This window comes from Mesorhizobium sp. B2-7-2, from assembly GCF_006440775.1.
Classification (GTDB): domain Bacteria; phylum Pseudomonadota; class Alphaproteobacteria; order Rhizobiales; family Rhizobiaceae; genus Mesorhizobium.
This window is the reverse complement of record NZ_VFTZ01000003.1, coordinates 314,654-335,748: the sequence shown is the minus strand read 5'-3', so window position 1 is coordinate 335,748 and position 21,095 is coordinate 314,654. Positions and strand designations below refer to the sequence as shown.

Below are 21,095 nucleotides of genomic sequence, written 5' to 3'. Positions count from 1 at the left end.
TCCCCTATTGCAGCCAGGCGAACGGACCGACGCCGGCCTCGTCGAGCGTGCGCCCCGTGCGGAAGCGCTCGAGGCTGTAGGCGGCATTCAGCGGATGCGGCTTGCCGGTCGCGATCGTGTGCGCGAAGCACCAGCCGGACGCCGGCGTCGCCTTGAAGCCGCCATAGCACCAGCCGCCATTGAGATAGAGCCCGTCGATCGGGGTCGGGCAGATGATCGGGCTGGCGTCGGGCGTCATGTCCATCACGCCGCCCCAGTGGCGCAGCAGCCTGACCCGCGAGATGCAGGGCATCAGCGCAATCGCCGCTTCCGCGACCTCGCGCACGACGCCGAGATTGCCGCGCTGGGCGTAGGAATTGTAGCCGTCGAGATTGCCGCCGAAGACCAGTCCGCCCTTGTCGGACTGGCTGACGTAGAAATGATCGGCGCCGTAGGCGACGACGTGGTCGACCATCGGCTTCAGCGGCTCCGTCACGAAGGCCTGCAGCACATGGCTTTCGATCGGCAGCTCGAGACCCGCCTTCTGGCCGACAACCGAGCTATGCCCCGCCACGGCCAAGCCGACCTTGCCGGCGGCGATCGGGCCCTTGGCCGTCTCGACGCCGACGATCCTGTCGCCGTCGCGCAGGAAGCCCGTCACCTCGCAATTCTGGATGATGTCGACGCCGTGCCCGTCGGCGGCGCGGGCGTAGCCCCAGGCGACGGCGTCGTGCCGGGCCGTGCCGGCGCGGCCCTGCATGATCGCGCCGTGGATTGGGAAGCGCGCCGTGTCGGAATAGTCCAGATAGGGCACCAAGCGCCGAACGTCGTCGCGGCTCAGGATCTCGGCATCGATGCCGTTCAGCCGCATGACGTTGGCGCGGTAGCTGAAAAAGTCGAGCTGGTCGGCCGAATGAGCGGTGACGATCTGCCCCCGCTGCGAGAACATGACGTTGAAGTTCAGCGCATGCGTCAGGCCTTCCCACAGCTTCATCGAGAATTCGTAGAACTGGGTGTTTCCGTCGAGCAGGTAGTTCGAGCGGATGACGGTGGTGTTGCGGCCGACATTGCCGCCGCCGACATAGCCTTTCTCGATCACCGCGACGTTGCGGATGCCGTGGTTCTCGGCGAGATAGAAGGCGGTCGCCAGTCCGTGCCCGCCGCCGCCGACGATGACGACGTCATAGGAGCGCTTCGGCTCCGGCGCGCGCCAAGCGCGCTGCCAGTGCCTGTGCCCGGCAAGCCCGTTGGCGAGGATGGAGAGGGCCGAATAGCGGCGCATCGGAGGCTTCTTGGGTTCTATTTGACGAAGAGACGGCGCGGGAAATCGCAGAAGGCCTCGACGCCGGTCTCGGTGATGCGGATCGATTCCGAAATTGCGATGCCCCAGTCGTCCAGCCACAGGCCCGGCATGAAATGGATCGTCATGTTCGGCTCCAGCACAGTCTCGTCGATCGAGCGCAGCGAGATGGTCCGCTCGCCCCAGTCCGGCGGGTAGCCCAGGCCGATGGAGTAGCCGCAGCGCGAATCCTTGAAGAAGCCATGCCGCTCGATGGCCTTGGTCCATGCGGCGTGCACGTCGCGCGCACCGGCGCCGGGCTTCGCCACGCTAAGCGCCGCCTCGAGCCCCTCGACGACCACGTCCGCGGCCTTGCGCATATTTTCCGGCGGCTGGCCGAGATAGACCGTGCGCGTCAGCGGCACATGATAGTGGTGCCTGACTCCGGCGATCTCGACCGTCGTGCCGGCCGGCGAAGCGAACAGGTCGTCGCGCCAGGTCAGATGCGGACAGGAGGTGCCGACGCCGGTCGGCATCAGCGGCGCTATCGCGGCGTAATCGCCGCCAAAGGCCTCGGTGCCACGCGTGGCGGTGGCAAGAATTTCGGCGGCGGCATCACACTGGCGGACACCGGGGCCGATCACCTCGATCGCCCGCGCCATCGTCTTTTCGGCGATGCGGGCCGCCTGCTGCATCAGTTCGATCTCGGCGCCCGACTTCACCGCGCGGACCCAGTTGACCAGCGCGCCGGCGTCGACGAAGCGAGCGTTGGGCAGTTCCGCCTTCAAAATGTCGAGCGACTTCGCGGTGAAGTAGAAGGAGTCCGCCTCGACACCGATCCTGGCGCGACCGAGGCCGCGCTCGCTGATCACGCGCGCTACAGCCTGCAGCGGGTGCTTCGCCTCAGACTGCACATGATCGTCGGAATAGCCGACGATGTTCTCTTCCGGCAGGATGGTCGTGAGCCGCGCGCCGTTGACGTCCTGGCCGCGTCCGATCCACACCGGATGCGCTTCGTCCTGCGCGACGAGCACGCCCTGATGGACATAGAAGGACCAGCCGTCATAGCCGGTGAGATAGTTGAGGTTGGCGGGCTCCGAGACATAGAGCGCGTCGAGCCCGGCTTTAGCCATGCGCGCCTTGGTCTTCGCCAGCCTGGCGGCGAATTCCTCCTTGTCGAACGGTGTGTTGTTCTTGCCGAACTGCATCGCCGATGTCCTCAGCGCACGGTCACGCCCGAGGGCGTCCTGGTCAGCACCTCGGCGCCCGAGGGACCCAGAAGCACCGCGTTGGACATGAAGAAATCGCCGCGGCCGGTGCCCATCAGCCAGGAGAGCACATGGAAGCTCATGCCGGTCTTGAGCACGATGTCGCTGTCGCGGCGCAGCCCCGTCACCTTGTTGCCGCCGGTCCAGCTCGGCGGCAGGCCGATGCCGACCACATAGCCGCAATGATGGCGGCGGTAATGCGAGAGGCCGGCGCGGTCGACCACGCCCTGCCAAGCCGCATAGACGTCGCGGAACAGGACGCCCTCGCGCATCGCGCCGACGACTGCCGCAAAGGCGTCGGCCGTGAGCGCTGCCATCTCGTAGGTCTCCTTCGAGGCTTGGCCGACATGGATAAGGCGGCCGAGAGGCGCGTGGTAGCGGGCGACGCAGCCGGTCAGTTCGAGGAAGACCGCATCGCCGGCACCGAACCGGTCGCTCGTCCAGGTCGTGTGCTCCTCGCCGAGCCGCCGGGTGGAACGGATGAACGGACCGAAGCCGGGGAACGTGCCGCCGGCCTCGATCATCGCGCGCTCGGCTTCCGCCGCGACATGGCGCTCGCTCGCCCCCTCCCCGATCGCCTCGATCGCAGCCTGCGCGCCGGCGTCGGATATCTTGGCGGTCGCGCGCATCAAGGCCTGCTCTGCCGGGCTCTTGACCATGCGGATGTCGTCGATGATGCCGGATGCGTCGACCCAGCGCGCGGCGCTCAGGCGTTCCTTCAGCGCCTCGGCAAGCCCGTGCGGCAGGCCGGACGACCAGGACTCGATACCGACGGCGCCGAGCCTGCCGAAAAGCACGCGTCCTGAAAGATCGGCGACCGTCTCGCCGTCATGGTGCCCCTCGAAGCGCGCGTTCCTGACCTGGTTGGCAATGGTTACCTTTTCCATGGCGCGCGTCAGCAGGATCATTTCGCCATCGGCCGGAACGACCAGGATATGCGGCGCGAAATAGCCCCAGTGATCGAGGCCGGTCAGATAGAAGATGTTCTCCGGCGCCGAGACGAGAAGCGTGTCGATGCCCCGCCCGGCCATGGCATGCCGGACGGCGTCGCGGCGCCGGTCGAATTCCTCGCTCTCGAAATAGGGCGCGACCGCTTCGCCGTTGCTTTTGTCCAGCATAACTCCCCCTCCGGAGCCGTTGCTCCGCAGCATCATTTTTGCTCGCCTTCGGTTGAGGCATGTTGTGTACAACTTCCGCCAATATCGGCCTCAGTTTTCGACCCTGTCAAGGTTTTTTCGTTTTTCGAAGGCCATTGATGTGCACATCTATTGAAACGCGGCGAAAAATCTGCAACCATACGTTCAAGCTGCTCAATGCCGAAAAAAAGGGGTCGGGTTAGGCGGCGGTTTCGCAAAAATGGGAGCAAGATGATGACGATCAGAATTTCGCGCCGCACCGCGCTTGGACTCGGCGCGGGGCTTGTCATGTTGTCCAGCACCGCAGCAGCGCTGGCCGACACGACGCTGGAGCGCGCCAAGAAGGACGGCTATATCCGGGTCGGCTTCGCCAACGAGGCGCCGTTCGGATACGCCACGCCCGACGGCAAGCTGACCGGCGAGGCGCCGGAAGTCGCCAAGGCGGTGCTGGCCAAGATGGGCATCAAGCAGGTCGACGGCGTGCTGACCGAGTTCGGCTCGCTCATCCCGGGTCTCAAGGCCGGGCGCTTCGATATCATCGCCGCCGGCATGTTCATCAATCCCAAGCGTTGCGCCGAGATCAACTTCTCCGAGCCGTCCTACGGCATCGGCGCGGCGATGCTCGTGCAGAAGGGCAATCCGAAGCAGGTTAAGGACTTTTCGACTTTCAAGGACAATTCCAGCCTCAAGCTCGCGGTCATGGCCGGAGCCGTCGAAGGGGCGGAAGCGAAGGATGCCGGCGTCTCTCAAGGCCAGCTCGTGGTCCTGCCGGACCAGTCGAGCCTGGTTGCCGCGGTTCAGTCGGGTCGCGCCGACGCCGCCGCGCTGACGGCGCTGTCGATCGCCGAGATGGCCAAGAAGGCCGACGGTGTCGAGTCCACCAAGCCCTTCGGTGAGGTGAACGGAAAGTCGGTGAAAGGTCATGGCGGTTTCGGATTCAGGAAGGAAGATACCGACCTGCAGAAGGCCTTCAACGCCGAGCTGAAGAAATTCATCGGCTCGCCCGAACACGTCGCCCTGGTCGAGCCGTTCGGCTTCGGCAAGGACTATCTGCCGAACAAGACCACCGCCGAGCTCTGCGCCGGCAAGTAAAAGTCCCAACTCCGGGCGGCGCTTCGGCGCCGCCTTTTTTCTTCGGAGAGGCAGATGGGCATCCGGACGCTTGTTGGCATGCTGGTTGCCGCATTGGCGGTGATCGGCCTGCTCGCCACGCAGACCTCCTACAGCCTGTTCCTGCCGGGACTGCTGCAGGGAGCGCTGCTGACCATTGAAATCGCCGTGCTGGGGAGCGTGCTGGCCGTGGTGATGGGCGTCTTGGCGGCGCTTGCCCGCCTCTACGGGGCGGCACCGCTGCGCTGGCTGGCGACGGTCTATGTCGAGATCTTTCGCGGCACCTCCGCGCTGGTGCAGCTCTTCTGGCTGTTTTTCGTGTTGCCGCAATTCGGCTTGCTGATGGACGCCTTCACGGTGGCCGTGCTGGCGCTGGGCCTCAATGTCGGCGCCTACGGATCGGAAGTGGTGCGCGGAGCGATCCTAGCGGTGGCGCCCGGCCAGTGGGAAGCGTCGATCGCCCTCAACATGAGCCGCGCCCAGATGCTGCGCAGGATCATCCTGCCGCAGGCTTTCGTCGCCATGATCCCGCCCTGGGGCAACCTGTTCATCGAGCTCCTGAAGTCGACGGCGCTGGTGTCGCTCATCACGCTGACGGACCTCGCCTTCAAGGCGCAGCAGATGAACCAGAGCACGCTGAAAACCGTCCCGATCTTCACTCTGGTGCTTCTGATCTATCTCGTCATGTCGCTCGCGATCACGATCGGCATGCGGTTTCTCGAGCAGCGGGCGTCCGCCGGGCTCTCGCGAGGGAGGGCCGCCTGATGTGGGATTGGTCCTTCGCGCTCGAAATCCTGCCGACGCTGGCAAGTGCTGCGATCATCACCATCGAGGCGACGCTGATCGGCTTCGTCATCGCGGCCCTGCTCGGTCTGGCGCTCGCCCTGGTGCGCATCGCCATACCGTGGACGGCCTGGCCGATATCGGTGCTGGTCGAGCTGATCCGCTCGACGCCGCTGCTCATCCAGATCTTCTTCCTCTATTTCGTGTTTCCCAAATTCGGCGTGGTGCTGGACGCCTTCACCGCCGGCGTGATCGCGATCGGACTTCATTATGCGGCCTACTGCTCGGAAGTGTACCGCGCCGGGTTCGACAACATCCCGCGCGGCCAATGGGAGGCGTCGATCGCGCTCAACCTGCCGCAATGGGCGACCTTTCGCGATATCATCATCCCGCAGGTCATTCCGCCGATCGTTCCGGCGCTCGGCAACTACCTGGTCGCGCTGTTCAAGGAGACGCCGCTGCTGTCGGCCATTGCCGTTCTCGAACTGATGCAGACGGCTAAGATCATCGGCTCCGACACCTTCCGCTACACCGAGCCGATGACGCTCGTCGGCCTGTTCTTCCTGGTGATGAGCCTGGTCTCGGCCGCGCTCATCCGTATTCTGGAACGCCTGCTCAACCGGAGGACTCCACGATGACGGACCAGCCCATGGTGCGCTTCGACAATGTGTCGAAACGTTATGGCGCGCTGACGGTTCTCGACGGGCTCAGCCTCGACATTGCGCGCGGCGAAAAGGTGTCGATCATCGGACCTTCCGGCTCCGGCAAGACGACGGTACTGCGCATGCTGATGACGCTGGAGACGATCAATGACGGCGTCATCTGGGTCGAAGGCGAGCCGCTCACGCATATGGACAAGGGCGGCAAGCTGGTTCCCGCCAATCTCGGCCATATCAGGCGGGTACGGGCCAAGATCGGCATGGTGTTCCAATCGTTCAACCTGTTCCCGCATATGAGCGCGATGGCCAATTGCATCGAGGCGCCGATGACTGTGCTCGGCATGAAACGCGCCGACGCCGAGGCGCGCGCGGCCGAGTTGCTCGACATGGTCGGCCTGTCGCAGAAGAAGGCTCACTATCCCTCGCAGCTCTCCGGCGGACAGCAGCAGCGCGTCGCGATCGCGCGGGCGCTCGCCATGCGGCCAAAGATCATGCTGTTCGACGAGGTGACATCGGCGCTCGACCCCGAGCTTGTCGGCGAAGTGCTGCAGGTGATAAGGCAAATCGGGCGGGAGCATGACCTCACAATGCTGATGGTCACCCATCAGATGGGTTTCGCGAAGGAATTCTCCGACCGGGTCTGCTTCTTCTACCAAGGCAAGATCTGCGAGCAGGGACCTCCAAGCGAGCTGTTTGGCGCGCCGAAGAACGAACGGACGCGGCAATTCCTGCGCGCGGTGCTGGAGGCGGGATGACCCGCAACGACGATGCGGCGATAGAGCAGGCCACGATCGGTCCAACGCGACCGCCTTCGGCGCGGGAGAGATCGGAACGCATCTACAGGATTCTGCGTGACCGTATCTGCCTGCTCGACTATCCCCCCGGGAACCACCTGTCGGAAGAAGAGCTCGCTCAAGAGTTCGAAGTCAGCCGGACTCCGGTCCGGCGGGTCCTTGCGCGTCTGGAATCGGAAGGCCTGGTCCAGTCGGTCCATGGTGTCGGCACGATCGTCACCGACGTCGACATCGAGGAATTGGAGCAGGTCTACCATTTGCGCATGGAGCTGGCGGAATTGATCGGCAAATTGTCGCCAATTCCGCGGACCGGTGCCGATCTCGACCGCATACGCGCGCTGATGGAGCGCTGCGACGCCCACATCCTCCATCCGGACCAGCGCGCTTTCCTGCGGCTCAACATGGATTTCTTCTATGAGCTGAGCGCGATGACCGGAAACCAGCCGCTGCGCGACATCAGCGAGCGGCTCTATTTCCAGGTCGCACGGGTCGTCTTGAAAATGATGCCGCGGCTTGGCCTGGCCGAGGAGTTCGCCGCGTTCCGCCGGGAAATCGCGGAGGTGCTCGCGGCGGCCGAGATCGGCGACTGGGCTTCGATCGGACACATCAGGCGGGCGCATATCTCGATGAGCTTTCGGCGGATGATGTTTCACCGAAGCGACAAAGGGGGAACTTTGCGTAAAGACGATTCGATCAAGTCAGCGCGGTCTTCGACTTCAGGTCTGGCGTGACGATGCTCTCAAAAGCAGATGCTTCAGCGATTGAGCACGATGTAGATAGATAGAATATCAGCTTCATTGCCGAGGTTTTCTATGAGCGAGCAAAATCGATGTTCCTGGCGGGAGCGCATGACGATCCTCGGCGATGTCGAAGTGGCATCCTTTCTTCCGTGGATCGAGCGTCATGCCGCCAAGCTCGGGCTCGCGCATGCGATATGCGTTGCCGGTCCCGACCGCATTGAACTCGACATTGCCGGTCCGGCCGAACTCATCGACATGATGGAGATGGGGTGCTCTCTTGGACCAATCGATGTCTGGGTCGAGACCATCCGCCGGGCGCCGATCGAGAGCGAATCGGGCTAGGTTTCTGGGCCTGCGGCCCTCTGCCTGCCGAAGTGTCATGCACCTTTTTTAGGCATTATTGCCAGTGAGGAAATGTTGTGCAAACGTAACCCGGCGTATTAGCATATCCTTGACCGCGAAGCTTCGATTGGGAAGATGCTGGTGCCGTTTTGAAAGTTGATGCATGCCGCCCTATCCCACCGGCTCATGGATGCCTGTTGCCCTCTCCGCGGACTTGCCGGCGCAAACCGTTATGCCGGCGCAATCCCCGGCCGGACCGGTTGCCCTTTGGCGAACCCGCTCCGGCCGTGCGGCGGCCTTCGCCGACAGATGCCCCCATCGCGGCATGCGCCTTTCCCACGGCTTCGTACGCGGTGAGACCCTGGCCTGCATCTATCACGGCTGGAGCTACGCCAAGGCGGGAAACTGCCAGCGCATTCCGGCCCAACCGGCATTGACGCCGCCGGACACGATTCGTGTCGCGACACAGCACGTCGAGGATGGCGGCGGCATCATATGGATTTCGGTTGGCGAACCCGCCGCCGGACCGCCGCGGTTCGAGGGCCTTGCGCCGCTCCGCTCCATGGTGGTGGAAGCGGGCATCGTGGCGCTGGAGGCGGCCGCGGGCACGAAAGCCGCTGGAGGCCTGCTCGACTACACCTATGATGACCGGACCGTCTGGCTGCTGCTTGCTCCCGATGGGCAGGCGCGCACGCTGATGCATGTTTTGGTGAACGAGGACAGCAATCCGGACGAGCGTATCGACGCGTCGAGGGCCGCCGAGGCGCTGCGGCGGGCGGCCGAGGATATTGCACGCGCCGGAATCGCCCGATGACCCGCAACACGATGATCGACGGATGGTACCCTGTCGGCCTTGCTAGCCAGCTCGATGCGCATGGGCGCAGGACGGCCCTGATGGGCGAGCCGATCGCGGTGAGGCGCGGCGAAGATGGAAACGCGAAGGTCACGGGCGGCAACGGACGTGACCTGCCGGCCTGCATCCGTTATGGCCATGTCTGGTCGTCGCTCGGTGATCCACAAAAGCCGCTGTTTGCGATCCCCGAGGCCGATCAGCCGGGCCGGCGGCTCGTCGATGTCGGGGTGGTGCGCGTGCGCTGCTCGCCATTGCGTGCGGTGGAGAACTTCCTGGACATCGCGCATTTTCCTTTCGTGCACACCGACATACTGGGGGCCGAGCCGCATACGGAGGTGCAGAACTACAAGGTCGAGATCCGAGAGGACGAAGACGAGGTCTGGGCCACTCAGGTGAAGTTCTACCAGCCGCAGGCCGCCAAGTCGGCGGAAGGTGGCATCACCACGGAATACATGTACCGCGTGCCCGCGCCGACCTGCTCGGTGCTCTACAAGACCTGCCCGCCTCGCCCGGCGGAATGGGACGTCATCACACTTTTCGTGCAGCCACTTGCCGAAGACCTGTGCGACGTCTGGCCATGGATGGCGCTGTTCGATGACGAAACACCGATGACCGACCTGATCCATTTCCAGCAGACGATCTTCGTTCAGGACCGGTCGATCCTCGAAAACCAGATTCCGACGCTGCTCCCGCTCGATCCCGGCATGGAGATCCCCACGCGCGCCGACCTTACCTCGGTTGCCTACCGGCGCTGGCTGAAACGCCACGGCTACACCTACGGCGCGCAACTGGTGGCGCAATGAAGCTCTACGACTACGTGCTGTCGCCGAGCTGCTACAAGGTGCGCCTCATGGCTGCGCTGATCGGGGTGACGCTCGACATCCGCCCTGTCGACTTCCATCCCGGTTGCGAGCATCGCGGTCCTGAGCTCATGGCGCTCAATCCGGCGGGTTCGATCCCGATCCTGGAGGATGGCGACCTCGTGCTGACCGAATCCTCGGCCATGCTGGTCTATCTCGCCGCGAAGGCGGCACCCCAATGGCTGGGCAATGATACGGCCGGGCGGGCGGCGCGCGTCCAGCAATGGCTGTCCTTCTCGCACCGGCTGACCGCGAGCCTTGGGGCGGCGCGCTTGCACGAGATGCTGCTGCGTCCGGGCAATATCGCCGCCCTTCGGGAGCAGGGAACAGCGGCCCTGCGGGAGCTGGAAGCCGGCCTCGTCGAACAGCATGTCCGCGGCCAGCGCTTCCTCGCGTCGGATCGACCGACGATCGCCGACATTGCCTGCTTTCCCTATGTTGCGCTGGCGCCGGACGGCGGCGTTTCGCTCGACCCCTATCCCGCGATCCGGCTCTGGTCACGGGCGGTCCGCAGTCTCGAGGGCTTCATCGAGATGCCGGGCATCCACCGGCTGCACGAATTGACACCTGCGCCCGTCCTCGAAGTCGGCGAGGCCTGACGTGGCGGGCTATTTGCTGAAGGGCTGCGCTGCGGTCATCGTGGACGAGGGCAACGGTCCGGATATCCGACGCAATGTCGATGTCTTGACCGACGGCCCGGCAATACGGGCCATCGGCGCAGGCCTCGACAAGGCAGAGCTGCCCGTTGGAACAATCACGCAGGACGCCGCTGGCTGGTTCGTCTATCCCGGCCTCGTCAACACCCATCATCATTTCTTTCAATGCTTCGTGCGCAACCGCGCCGATCTGGACTGGACGAAGCTGTCGGTCATCGAATGGCTCGACCGCATCTATCCCATTTTCTCGCGGCTGACTGAGGAATGCTTCTACCACGCATCGGTCACGGCGATGGCCGAGCTGATAAAGCACGGCTGCACGACGGCATTCGACCATCAGTATTGCTTTCCGCGGCAGGCGGGCAAGCAGCTGATCGACCGGCAGTTCCAAGCAGCCGAACTGCTCGGCATGCGCTTCCATGCCGGACGTGGCGGCAACACGCTGCCCAAATCGGAAGGCTCGACCATCCCCGACGCCATGCTGGAAACGACCGACGAATTCATCGCCGACTGCGCCCGGCTGATCGACGCCTACCATGATGCCGGTCCCTTCGGCATGCGGCAGGTCGTCGTCGCGCCTTGCCAGCCAGTCAACTGCTATCGCGACACCTTCGTGGAATCGGTGGCGCTGGCGCGCGACCGCGGGGTGCGCATGCATACCCATGTCGGCGAGGGCGAAAGCCCCGTGATCGAGGCCCGTCACGGCATGCGCACGGTGGACTATTGCGCGGACATCGGCTTCTGCGGGCCGGATACCTTTTATGCCCATTGCTGGGAACTGACCCACGACGAGCTGCGCAAGATGGCCGCGAGCGGCACCGGCGTCGCCCACTGCCCGGAACCGGTCTACCTCGTCGGCGCCGAAATCACCGACATTCCGGCGATGTCAGCCTTCGGACTCAGTGTGGGTCTGGGCTGCGACGGCGCCGCCTCAAACGACAATTCCAACCTGATGCACTGCATACATTCCGCCTACATGCTGCAGTGCCTGTCGGCGTCGACGCGCGACCATCCGGTGCCGCCGCCGGCCGATTTTCTCGGCTATGCGACGACCGGAGGCGCGGCATTGCTCGGACGCGGCGAAATCGGCAAGCTGGCGCCCCGCATGGCCGCCGACCTTTTCGCCATCGACACGCGGCGCATGGACTATGTCGGCACGCGGCACGATCCGCTAAGCCTGCTGGCCAAGGTGGGCATCGGCGCGCCGACCGACATGACCATGATCAACGGCCGCATCGTCTGGGCCAAAGGCGAATTCCCGGGGCTCGACGAGGCCAGGCTGTTCGCGCAAGCCGAGGCGGCGCTTGCGACGGTGGAATTTTAGAAACCAAAACAAGGGGAACCGACATGCTGACAAATCTTACCCGCAGAACATTGATGAAAGGCGCGGCCGCCTCTGGGCTCGTCGTGGCGGTGGGCGGCCGCGCGCTTGCCGCCGACGAACCTCTGGGCATCGTGCTCGTAGTCCCGTCGCCGGTCGGCGATGTCGGCTGGGGCCGTGCGCTCGCCGACGGGCTTGAGCCTGTGAAGGCTGCCTACGGCGACAAGGTGAAGGTGACCATCATCGAGAACATACAGGAAGGACCCGATGCCGACCGGATCATGAACAAGGCGGTCGCCGACGGGAACAAGTTCCTGGTCGCCGGCTCCTTCGGCTATCAGAACGGCGCCCTGCAGATCGCGCGCCGCAATCCCGACGTAACCGTGCTGCACGCTTCCGGTTTCCAGGTGGCGCCGAACTTCTCGCCCTTCGCAGCCCAATATTCCCAAGGTACTTACCTTATGGGCATGGCGGCGGCCGCGCTTTCGAAGACCGGCAAGCTCGGCTCGGTCTCTGCCTTCGCCATTCCCGAGCTGATCACCTCCATCAACGCTTTCACGCTGGGAGCGCAGGCGGTGAAGCCCGATGTCGAGGTTTCGGTCGTATGGGTGAACTCCTGGTTCGATCCGGCCAAGGAGCAGGAGGCCGCCAAGGCGCTGCTGGCGCAGAAATGCGACGTGATCTTCTCCAACGCGCAGGACACACCCTCCGTCGTCTCGGCCTGCGAAGAGGCCGGCGTCCCCGCCTTCAACCTCAACTCGTCGATGAAGAAATACGCGCCCAAAAACTATCTCGGCTGCGTGGCGACCGACTGGTCGCCCTTCTTCAAGGCCTCGGTCGACGCCCACATCGCCGGCACCTTCAAGGGCGCAAACGCTTTCCTGGGTGTCGGCGACAAGGTTGTCGAGGTCGTTGACTGGAACCCGGGAATACCGGCCGACATGATGGCCAGGATCAAGGACGTTGAAGCCAAGATCGCCGACGGCAGCTTCTCGCCCTTTACCGGTCCGATCGTCAAGGCCGACGGCAGCGAGGGCGTGCCCGCCGGCAAGACGATGACCGGGGCCGAGATCGTTGCCATGGACTGGCACGTCAAGGGTGTCACCACGCCGCTGCCCAAGTGACCGTGACCGTCCCGCTCCTGTCGCTGCGCGGCATCTGCAAGAGCTACGGCCAGATCCATGCCAATCGAGACATCGATCTGGATGTGGCTCCACGCTCGATCCATGCGATCCTCGGGGAAAACGGAGCGGGCAAGTCGACGCTGATGAAGCTGATCTACGGCGTCGAGCAGCCGGACGCCGGAACGGCGACCTGGAAAGGAGACCCCCTGGCCCTCGCTTCCCCCGCGGATGCGAGGCGCAAGGGGATCGGCATGGTCTTCCAGCATTTCTCCTTGTTCGAAACACTGACGGTGGTGGAGAACATCCGCCTGGTCGTGCCCAAGGGCAAAGCGGATCTCGCGGAATACATCCGTGCGCTCGGCCGCGACTTCGGACTCGAGGTCGATCCGCTTGCCCATGTGCACGCGCTGTCGGTAGGAGAACGGCAGCGGGTGGAGATCATTCGCTGCCTGATGACCGAACCCCAGCTCCTGATCCTCGACGAACCGACCTCCGTCCTGCCGCCGCAATCGGTGGACAAGCTGTTCGAGACTTTGCGGCGGCTGCGCGACGGCGGCGTTTCGATCCTGTTCATCTCGCACAAGCTGGAAGAGATCCGGGCGGTCTGCGACCGAGCGACCATCCTGCGCGGCGGGCGCGTTACCGGCCACGTGGACCCGCGCGATCATGACGCGCACGACCTCGCCCGCATGATGATTGGCCGCGACATGCCGCAGCCCATGCCGGCGTTGGCGCATTCCGGCGGCGAAAAGCGCCTCGAAATCGTCGGCCTGGACCATCAGCCTGACGATCCCTTCGCGGTGCCGCTTTGCGACGTCAATCTGACGGTGCGTGCCGGTGAGATCCTCGGCATAGCGGGCATATCGGGCAACGGGCAGAGCGAACTCGCGGCGCTGATCTCGGGCGAAACGGTGCTGCCGCGCCAAAAGTCCAATTGCATCTACATGATGGGAAAGGATGTCGGCGCGCTCGATACGGCCGCCCGCCGCCGGCTGGGCTTCGCTTTCGTTCCGGAGGAACGGCTCGGCCGCGGCGCGGTGCCGGAAATGTCGCTCGTCCTCAACAGCCTTCTGACCGCCCATCCGTTCGGCCTGCTGAAACGCGGCCTTGTCGACACAGCCCGGGCGAAGGCTTTCACCGAGAACTGCATCCGGCAATATGACGTGCGCACGCCCGGTTCCGAAGCGGAGGCCAGCGCGCTTTCAGGCGGCAATCTGCAAAAGTTCATCGTCGGCCGCGAGATCATGCTGTCCCCGAAATTGCTGTTCGTGGCGCAACCCACCTGGGGCGTGGACATCGGCGCGGCCTCCGCCATCCGCCGGCGCCTTGTCGCGCTGCGCAACGAAGGCATGGGCATCCTCGTCATCTCGGAGGAGTTGGAGGAACTGTTCGAACTCTGCGATTCGATCCAGGTGATCCATCAGGGCCGGCTGAGCCCGCCGCTGGTGACGCGCGACACCAGACCCGAGGAGATCGGCCGCTACATGATCGGCGCGCAATCAATGGCCACGAAGGTCCCGGCATGAGTGCTCTTTCCAGGCCGTTGCTTCCGGTTCTGGTTCGCCGGGAGCATGCCTCGCTTACCGTGAAGCTGGTCGCTCCGCCCGTGGCGCTCGGCCTGGCGACACTCCTCAATCTCGGGCTCTACCTCCTGATGGGCCGCGATCCGGTAGCCGTTTTCCACGCGATGCTTCTGGAGCCTTTCCTGTCCTGGGCCTCGTTCTCGGAAGTCCTGCTGAAGACGGGGCCGCTCCTGCTGATCGCGCAGGGGCTTGCGATCGGCTTTCGCGCAAAGGTCTTCAACATCGGCGCCGAGGGTCAGTTCATCCTCGGCGCGATCTTCGCATCCGCCATTCCCGTCTGGTTCCCCCAGGCAACGGGCCAGTGGATCTGGCCATCCATGCTCGTCATCGGCGCGCTGGGCGGCGCGCTGTGGGCGTCGCTCACGGCCTTCTGGCGCGTGAAGCTCAACGCAAACGAGATTCTCGTGTCGCTCATGCTGGCGCTCGTTGCCGCGCAATTGCTCAACTATCTGCTTCTCGGCCCCTGGAAGGATCCGAATGGCTTCAACTTCCCGCAATCGGTGATGTTCCAGTTTGACGCGATGGTGCCGATCCTGATCCCCGGCACCCGCGTCAACGTCTCGCTGCTTGTCGCCTGCGCCTTCTCCCTCGCGGCCTGGCTGTTCATGCAGAGGAGTTTCGCGGGTTACAAGCTGCAGGTCGGCGGCCTCGCGCCGCGCGCCGCCGGATACGCCGGCTTCAACGAAGGACGTGCGATCTGGCTTTCGCTCCTCGTCGGTGGCTTCGCGGCAGGGCTCGCCGGAGCGGCCGAGGTGGCCGGGCCGCTCGGACAGTTGCAGCGCTCCATCTCGACCGGCTACGGCTATGCCGCCATCATCGTCGCCTATCTCGGAGGCCTTCACCCGGTCGGCATCGTCTTTTCCGCGTTGCTCATGGCGGCCCTCTATATCGGTGGCGATAACGCCATGGTCTCGGCAAATCTGCCGGTCGCTGCGGTCAGGGTATTCCAGGGCAGTCTGCTGCTTGCCTATCTTGTCGCCGTCGCCTTCGTCCGCTATCGGCTCGAATGGCGCCATGTCGCCCGCGGAAGCACGCCATGAACGCCTTGGAGTTCATCCTCGCCGGGATGTTGGCGGCGGCTACGCCGTTCCTTCTGGCGGCGCTCGGCGAACTGGTGGCCGAGCGCGCCGGGGTCCTCAATCTCGGTGTGGAGGGCCTGATGGCCCTCGGCGCAGTCATTGCCTTCATCATCGTCTATCAAGGCGGCGGGCATCTCCTGGGTTTCCTCGCCGCTGGTCTCGCCAGCGCCGCTCTTTCCCTTGTCTTTGCCGTCGTGGCGCTGGGATTCCGGGCGAACCAGGTTGCGACGGGCCTCGCCATCGGCATCCTCGGCCAGGGCCTGTCGGCGCTGTTCGGCAAGAGCTTTGAGAGCCTCACGGTCAAAGGGCTTCCGAAGCTCTCATTGCCCTGGCTTTCAGATATCCCGGTCATCGGCGGCTTGTTCAGCCAAGACATTGTCGTGTGGCTTTCGCTTGCTGCGACCGTCGCCATTTGGGCGGTGTTCGCCCACACAAAGACCGGCCTCGTCATCCGCGCCGTCGGCGAGAATCCCAAGGCGGCCCGTGCGCTCGGCTATCCGGTAATCGCCGTGCGCTTCGCCGCGGTCGCTTTCGGCGGCGCGTTGGCGGGTTTCGCCGGTGCCTACGCGGCCGTGGTCTACACTCCGCTCTGGGCCGATGGCATGATCGCCGGGCGCGGCTGGATAGCGATCGCGCTCGTCGTCTTCGGCACTTGGCTTACCAGCCGTATCTTCCTTGGTGCTTGCCTCTTCGGCGCCGTGTCCCTCGCAAGCCTCGCAGCCCAGGCAACTGGGCTCGACGTTTCCTCGCAACTTCTGTCGAGCCTACCTTATCTCGTGACAATCGTCGTGCTGGGCATCATTTCTTCGAACCGGCGTCTGCTCAAGCTCAACGGCGTGGCTTCGCTGGGAGAGCCTTTCGAACAATAGTGTCGCTCGCCGCCCGGGCGCGCAATAGCCCGACATCTGAGCTCAGGGGCATGAAGGGCTGCACGCAAGCCTCAAGTCCATGCCTTAAAAATGCTGAGCTGATCCCGTCGCTGGCATTAGCGAACCGCCCATAAAGCACTGATAAATAAGGATAATGGTGTGCCGGAGGACGTACTGAAATCGTTGATTTTACCAAGTTTTTTTGGGCCAAAACTCCGAAGCTTCCCATATCCCTCCGTATGAGCCCGCCCAATTTCTGGAATGGCCGCAATGAGGCCGGAAGCGGACCGTCGGCTTCTAGGAAGCCAGGTTAGAAAGCCCACCTGACGTCGCCGGCTAGTAAAACGCAGCTTAGGCTCTGGCGATCGATGCAATTGGTTTGTTAGCTCGGTTTCCGCTGCCCTTTCGATCAAGGATATCCTTGCGAAAGCAGTTCTGCATTTCTTTGAACGAGCTGAAGCCGAGGCGCGGAGCGAGGCGAGATAAGGTGGTCGTTGATATGTTGCACCGGCGTGCGATCGAGACCGAATTCTCGAAGGCGACGTAGTCCGGGTTCGAGAACATTAGGCGAGCCGCTGTCTCCAGTTTCGCCGGAAGTATCAGTTCCTTCTTTGCAATCAGTATTTTGAGCTCAGCGAGAGTTGGCGCTTTGGTGCTTCGCATTCCCAGTTGCTTGGCAGTTCCTGGTAATGAAGTGGGTAGCTCCGGAGGCATCGATTCACCGTTTGGCCGCTTGCATGAAGCTGTCGAACTCGGCATCTCCGATCGGAACGGTGTGCTCATAGCCTGGGTATCGGCCAGATTCGACATCGGCCCTGTATTCTCTGAACGCCGCGATGCGCTCGTCCTGAATCTTCTGCAACTCAGGACCAAGATTTCGGTAGACCTTTCCATGTCGTGGCTTGTGGTTCTTGCCGTAGCCGCAGACGTCTTCGGTGAAGAGATATTGCGCATCCGCATGTTTGCCGGCGCCCATGCCAAGCATCACCAATGACGAGTTCTCGGTCAGGAATTTCGCCACCCGGTCAGGCACGACTTCCAATTCCGCCCCGAAGACGCCGATCTCCTCGAGCCTCTTCGTATGTCGCCAGAGGCGGAGCGCTTCGTCCGCCGTCTTGCCGACCGCTCGCCACCCCGTCCAGGTGATGTAGGAAGGGATCAGGCCGATATGGCCGACGACAGGGAGGTGGTTGTCGCAGAGCGCCCTTTGCACGTCATAGGAGGCCGCGCAGTAGAAGGCGTCGCCGCCAATGCCGGCGAAATGGAAGGCCGCCCGCAGATAATCTTCCGCCGTGGCAAGAGGCCGGCCTGCAAAACTGCCCCAGCCGCCATAGGGCAGACCGACCTGCACGAAACAGTTGCCGGCTGCATCCCGCATTTCCTGGTCGAAATACCGGCCTTCGATCGAAAGCATGTGAATGCCCGCCGCCGCTGCGGCGGCGGCTTCCTCGGGCGTGCTGACGAAGAGCATGGATATCTTCTGTCCATTCCGCTTCATCTTTCGGATGTCCTCGACATGAGGACGGTTGTGATACATGCCCATGGTCAGCCTCCGCCGCAGTTCGTTTCTCAGATCGTGAAAGCCCGCCGGAAAGCGTCCAGCGCTGCTTCCGGATCATTTTGCGCAAAAGCTTCCAGCCCCACTGCCCCGCGATATCCCATGTCGAACAGGGCCCTCGCGATGTAGGGCCAGTTCATCTCGCCCGTTCCTGGCTCGCAGCGACCCGGATTGTCGGCGACCTGCACCTCACCGATGAAGGGCAGGCACTTCTGACACCAGCGCACGATGTCGCCCTCGCCGATTTGGGTGTGATAGAGGTCGAGGTTGATCCGCAATTGCGGCCTGTCGATCGACGACACCAAAGCCAGCACCGCCGCCGTGGAGCCGAAGGGGCAGCCTGGGTGATCCAGCAGGTTCAGGTTTTCGAGCGTGAAGACGACATCTTCTGCTTCGGCCATGTCGCAGATGCGGTTCAACGTATCGCGCGCCTTCAGCCACATGGGGCCGGTCTCGACCTCGGCCTTTACGATGGGAATACCGCCCTCTCCAAGCCCGGTGCCGTGCAGGTTCAACCGGGCAACGCCGAGGCGTTTTCCGACCTTCGCGGTCTCGGAAGCTGACTTCAAGAGCATGTCGGCGCCCTCATCGTCGGCAACCCGCCCTTCGAGATAGCCGTTCATGATCGTGAAGCTCGCGCCGGTCTTCTCAAGCGCCGCGAGGTCGTGGTCCGGCCAATTCCACAATCCAACGCCGAAACCCATTTCATGCAGCCGCGCGACGCGCCAAGCCATCGGGCGGTCGCGCCAAAGCATCTCGGCGCAAGCGGCCAGTTGGAAGGGCTGGGCCATAGTGGCTCAAACCTCGACCATGACGCGGCCGTTCTCGACCTTCGTCTTATACGTCCTGAGGTTCTCGCAAGCCGGCGGCGTCTCCACCTCGCCAGTCGTGAAGTTGAAGATCGATGCATGCTTCGGACATTCCACCGTATTCCCCATGACCAGGCCGTCGGCCAAGTGGATCCTCTCGTGCGTGCACAGCCCGTCCGTGCAATAATATTCATCGGCGTCGTTGCGGAAGATCGCGAAGGTTCGGCCGCCATTGTCGAAGCGTTTGGCTTCCTCGGCTTCGATGTCATCGGCGGCGCATGCGTCGACCCAGGGCATTGAGCATCTCCTCAGATATCTTGTGGCTTGAAGTCCGCAGGGGCCGACGGCATCACGCCCTGGAGCAGCGCGACGGACTTTTCCAGCCCCTCCACCGAATTCAGGAGCACGTCCTCGTGCTCGATGGAAAGCCAGCCGTCATAGCCGGCCATCTTGAGCCGATAGCAGAATTGCCGCCACCACTCCTCGCCATGGCCGAAGCCGAGCGTGATGTAGCTCCAGGAGCGGGCCGGGATGTCCATCAGGCTGCCATTCTCAAGCAACGAGGTCGTGGCCTGAACGGGCCGGTTGAGCAGCGTGTCCTTGGCATGAACATGATAAACTGCCGCGCCCAGCGCTTCGGCGGCGGCGAGCGGGTCCGCGCCCATCCAGAACAGATGCGAAGGGTCCAGATTGGCGCCAATGACAGGTCCGACCGCTGCTCGAAGTTTTAGGAGCGAAGGCACGTTATAGACACACTGATTGCCGTGCAGTTCGAGCGCGATGCGCTCGACGCCGTTTGCTTTCGCAAGGGCAGCGATTTCGGTCCAGAACGGGATCAGCTTTTCTTCCCATTGATATTTGAGGATGGTCTGTGTTTCCGGCGGCCAGGAAGACACAACCCAGTTCGGCATGCTGTCGCCGGCGCTGCCGGCCGGCAGGCCGCTCATGGTGCAGACGGTGCGGATGCCCATCTCACCGGCGACGCGGATGGTATCTCTCAATCCTTCGCCTTGGGAATGATCGGTCGGATGCAACGGATTGCCGTTGGCGTTCAGGCTGATGATCTCCAGCCCGTGTTCCTCGAACGCTCCAGCGAACCGCTTTTGAGCCTCCCTGTTGCCTAGCATGGACGACAGCCGGAAATGCGGCGCCGTCGACCAGCCGCAAGTGTTCACCTCGATGCCGGACACGCCCATGAGCTGGGCGTGATCGAGCACCGCCTCAAGCGACAGACCGCCGAGACTGTCTGAAACGAAACCCAGCTTCACGCGTAGAACTCCGGCTTTGCAATCATCTGAACCTCTGTGCGGCGGGCTTCCTTCAGCGCCCTCACGCCGGCCTCGGCGACGATGGCGGCGCAATAGCCGTCCCAGCAATCCGAGGCGATCGCCGGGAACTCGCCGGTCGTGGCAAAGCGCAGGAAGTCGCGGTTCTGGCGGCGATAGGCGTCGTAGTAGCGGGTCCGCCAGTCGGCGTCGTAACTTGTGCTTTGGGTGAGCGCGGACTCCGTGCGGGTGTAGGCGACATTGTTGGTCGCAACGGTACCGCACTCGCCGACAAGTTCGGCACGGACGTCATAGCCATAGGCGGCATTGTTGTTGATCTCGATGTTGACGAGCTGCCCGTCCACTGTTTCCAGCACCATGACAACGGGAGCCACGCGCGCATCGGAGCGGCTCGGCTGGAATGCAGAGATCGCCGCATACTCGGTTCCGAGCACGTAGCGCACCACGTCGAATTCGTGCGGGGCGGAATTGGTGATCGCCATCGCGCCGGTGAAATCGGCCGCAGGCGTTTCAACATTGCGATGGAAATTGTGCATCATCAGCGCCCGGCCGAGATGGCCATCATCAAGGGCCCACTTCATCTCCTGGTAGGAGCGGTCGTAACGCCGCATGAAGCCGAGCTGGACGAATTTCGCCCCCGCCTTCTGTTCGGCCTCCATCACGGCGATGCAGTCGGCCGAAGCTTGTGACAGCGGCTTTTCGCAGAGGACCCGTTTGCCGGCGGCAATGCAGACCATCGAAAGCGGCGCATGCGTGAAATCGGGGCTGGCGATGATCACGGCGTCGACGTCTTGTCGCGCGATGCTGCCCTTGGGGTCCGTGGCAATGTCGAAGGCGCCGCACGCATCGGCGATGCGACGGGCGCGCTGCGCATCCATGTCGCAGACCAATTGCAGGGTGGCGCCTGGTAGCTCCTCGGCGACTATCTTGGCATGGTCGGCACCCATCAAGCCGGCGCCGATCACTGCAATGCGAATTGTCATTTCTGTCCTGCTTTGCTTCTTCGA

22 protein-coding genes are annotated in these 21,095 nt (G+C 63.5%); 14 read left to right on the top strand and 8 right to left on the bottom strand.

Translation table 11 applies throughout. The annotated features are described in order from the left end of the window. Positions 1-4: 4 nt before the first annotated feature. Genes FJ425_RS06520 through FJ425_RS06510 form a run of 3 tightly spaced genes read right to left on the bottom strand, consistent with a single transcriptional unit; the run spans position 5 to position 3,644 of the window. Complete coding sequence (locus tag FJ425_RS06520) at positions 5-1,261, bottom strand: sarcosine oxidase subunit beta family protein (RefSeq protein WP_140722431.1); 1,257 nt, start codon at positions 1,259-1,261, stop codon at positions 5-7. A 17-nt stretch (positions 1,262-1,278) separates the two neighbouring features. Then, positions 1,279-2,466, bottom strand: a complete 1,188-nt coding sequence (locus tag FJ425_RS06515) for a M24 family metallopeptidase (RefSeq protein ID WP_140722428.1) — start codon at positions 2,464-2,466, stop codon at positions 1,279-1,281. 11 nt (positions 2,467-2,477) lie between these two features. Beyond that, positions 2,478-3,644, bottom strand: coding sequence for a Xaa-Pro peptidase family protein (locus FJ425_RS06510; RefSeq protein ID WP_140630379.1), 1,167 nt, complete (start codon positions 3,642-3,644; stop codon positions 2,478-2,480). A gap of 249 nt (positions 3,645-3,893) precedes the next feature. On the opposite strand from FJ425_RS06510, the gene ehuB reads away from it, so the two are divergent. The 14 genes from ehuB to FJ425_RS06440 all read left to right on the top strand — a co-directional run bounded on the left by ehuB (position 3,894) and on the right by FJ425_RS06440 (position 16,435). Beyond that, positions 3,894-4,754: an ectoine/hydroxyectoine ABC transporter substrate-binding protein EhuB gene (gene ehuB / locus FJ425_RS06505; protein ID WP_140630376.1), complete on the top strand. Its 861-nt coding sequence runs from the start codon at positions 3,894-3,896 to the stop codon at positions 4,752-4,754. Positions 4,755-4,808: 54 nt separating this feature from the next. Continuing rightward, positions 4,809-5,537: an ectoine/hydroxyectoine ABC transporter permease subunit EhuC gene (gene ehuC, locus FJ425_RS06500; RefSeq protein ID WP_140542682.1), complete on the top strand. Its 729-nt coding sequence runs from the start codon at positions 4,809-4,811 to the stop codon at positions 5,535-5,537. Then, positions 5,534-6,193 carry an ectoine/hydroxyectoine ABC transporter permease subunit EhuD gene (gene ehuD, locus FJ425_RS06495; protein ID WP_140542713.1) on the top strand — a complete coding sequence of 220 codons (660 nt, stop codon included), beginning with the start codon at positions 5,534-5,536 and terminating at the stop codon, positions 6,191-6,193. Before ehuC ends, ehuD begins: the two co-directional genes overlap by 4 nt. Further along, positions 6,190-6,969, top strand: a complete 780-nt coding sequence (ehuA, locus tag FJ425_RS06490) for an ectoine/hydroxyectoine ABC transporter ATP-binding protein EhuA (protein WP_140630373.1) — start codon at positions 6,190-6,192, stop codon at positions 6,967-6,969. Before ehuD ends, ehuA begins: the two co-directional genes overlap by 4 nt. Next, positions 6,966-7,739, top strand: coding sequence for a GntR family transcriptional regulator (locus FJ425_RS06485; RefSeq protein WP_140630371.1), 774 nt, complete (start codon positions 6,966-6,968; stop codon positions 7,737-7,739). The genes ehuA and FJ425_RS06485 overlap by 4 nt, the downstream gene beginning before the upstream one ends. Positions 7,740-7,856: 117 nt before the next feature. After that, positions 7,857-8,090, top strand: a complete 234-nt coding sequence (locus FJ425_RS06480) for an acylphosphatase (protein ID WP_246673283.1) — start codon at positions 7,857-7,859, stop codon at positions 8,088-8,090. A gap of 163 nt (positions 8,091-8,253) precedes the next feature. After that, positions 8,254-8,904: a Rieske 2Fe-2S domain-containing protein gene (locus tag FJ425_RS06475; RefSeq protein ID WP_140630366.1), complete on the top strand. Its 651-nt coding sequence runs from the start codon at positions 8,254-8,256 to the stop codon at positions 8,902-8,904. Then, positions 8,901-9,746 (top strand): aromatic ring-hydroxylating dioxygenase subunit alpha, encoded by an 846-nt coding sequence (locus tag FJ425_RS06470; protein ID WP_140630364.1) that lies wholly within the window; start codon positions 8,901-8,903, stop codon positions 9,744-9,746. Before FJ425_RS06475 ends, FJ425_RS06470 begins: the two co-directional genes overlap by 4 nt. Next, a complete protein-coding gene (locus tag FJ425_RS06465) occupies positions 9,743-10,402 on the top strand; it encodes a glutathione S-transferase family protein (protein ID WP_140630361.1) in 660 nt (219 codons plus the stop codon). Before FJ425_RS06470 ends, FJ425_RS06465 begins: the two co-directional genes overlap by 4 nt. Before the next feature lies 1 nt (position 10,403). Next, positions 10,404-11,783 carry an amidohydrolase gene (locus tag FJ425_RS06460; RefSeq protein WP_140630358.1) on the top strand — a complete coding sequence of 460 codons (1,380 nt, stop codon included), beginning with the start codon at positions 10,404-10,406 and terminating at the stop codon, positions 11,781-11,783. A gap of 26 nt (positions 11,784-11,809) precedes the next feature. After that, complete coding sequence (locus FJ425_RS06455) at positions 11,810-12,904, top strand: BMP family ABC transporter substrate-binding protein (protein ID WP_176477105.1); 1,095 nt, start codon at positions 11,810-11,812, stop codon at positions 12,902-12,904. Between the two features lie 2 nt (positions 12,905-12,906). Continuing rightward, the gene (locus FJ425_RS06450) at positions 12,907-14,430 is read left to right on the top strand and encodes an ABC transporter ATP-binding protein (RefSeq protein WP_140630971.1); all 1,524 of its coding nucleotides are present in this window, start codon (positions 12,907-12,909) and stop codon (positions 14,428-14,430) included. After that, the gene (locus FJ425_RS06445; protein ID WP_140630356.1) at positions 14,427-15,527 is read left to right on the top strand and encodes an ABC transporter permease; all 1,101 of its coding nucleotides are present in this window, start codon (positions 14,427-14,429) and stop codon (positions 15,525-15,527) included. Before FJ425_RS06450 ends, FJ425_RS06445 begins: the two co-directional genes overlap by 4 nt. Next, the gene (locus FJ425_RS06440) at positions 15,524-16,435 is read left to right on the top strand and encodes an ABC transporter permease (protein ID WP_140630351.1); all 912 of its coding nucleotides are present in this window, start codon (positions 15,524-15,526) and stop codon (positions 16,433-16,435) included. The genes FJ425_RS06445 and FJ425_RS06440 overlap by 4 nt, the downstream gene beginning before the upstream one ends. A gap of 718 nt (positions 16,436-17,153) precedes the next feature. On the opposite strand, the gene FJ425_RS06435 is transcribed toward FJ425_RS06440, so the two are convergent. From FJ425_RS06435 to FJ425_RS06415, 5 genes are all read right to left on the bottom strand, one after another. After that, positions 17,154-17,906: a 3-methyl-2-oxobutanoate hydroxymethyltransferase gene (locus FJ425_RS06435; protein WP_224632709.1), complete on the bottom strand. Its 753-nt coding sequence runs from the start codon at positions 17,904-17,906 to the stop codon at positions 17,154-17,156. 98 nt (positions 17,907-18,004) lie between these two features. Then, a complete protein-coding gene (locus FJ425_RS06430; protein WP_140630346.1) occupies positions 18,005-18,784 on the bottom strand; it encodes a TIM barrel protein in 780 nt (259 codons plus the stop codon). 6 nt (positions 18,785-18,790) lie between these two features. After that, complete coding sequence (locus FJ425_RS06425) at positions 18,791-19,099, bottom strand: MocE family 2Fe-2S type ferredoxin (protein ID WP_140542670.1); 309 nt, start codon at positions 19,097-19,099, stop codon at positions 18,791-18,793. Positions 19,100-19,110: 11 nt separating this feature from the next. Next, the gene (locus FJ425_RS06420) at positions 19,111-20,070 is read right to left on the bottom strand and encodes a sugar phosphate isomerase/epimerase (protein ID WP_140722426.1); all 960 of its coding nucleotides are present in this window, start codon (positions 20,068-20,070) and stop codon (positions 19,111-19,113) included. Beyond that, positions 20,067-21,071 carry a Gfo/Idh/MocA family oxidoreductase gene (locus FJ425_RS06415; RefSeq protein ID WP_140630340.1) on the bottom strand — a complete coding sequence of 335 codons (1,005 nt, stop codon included), beginning with the start codon at positions 21,069-21,071 and terminating at the stop codon, positions 20,067-20,069. The genes FJ425_RS06420 and FJ425_RS06415 overlap by 4 nt, the downstream gene beginning before the upstream one ends. Positions 21,072-21,095 lie beyond the last annotated feature (24 nt).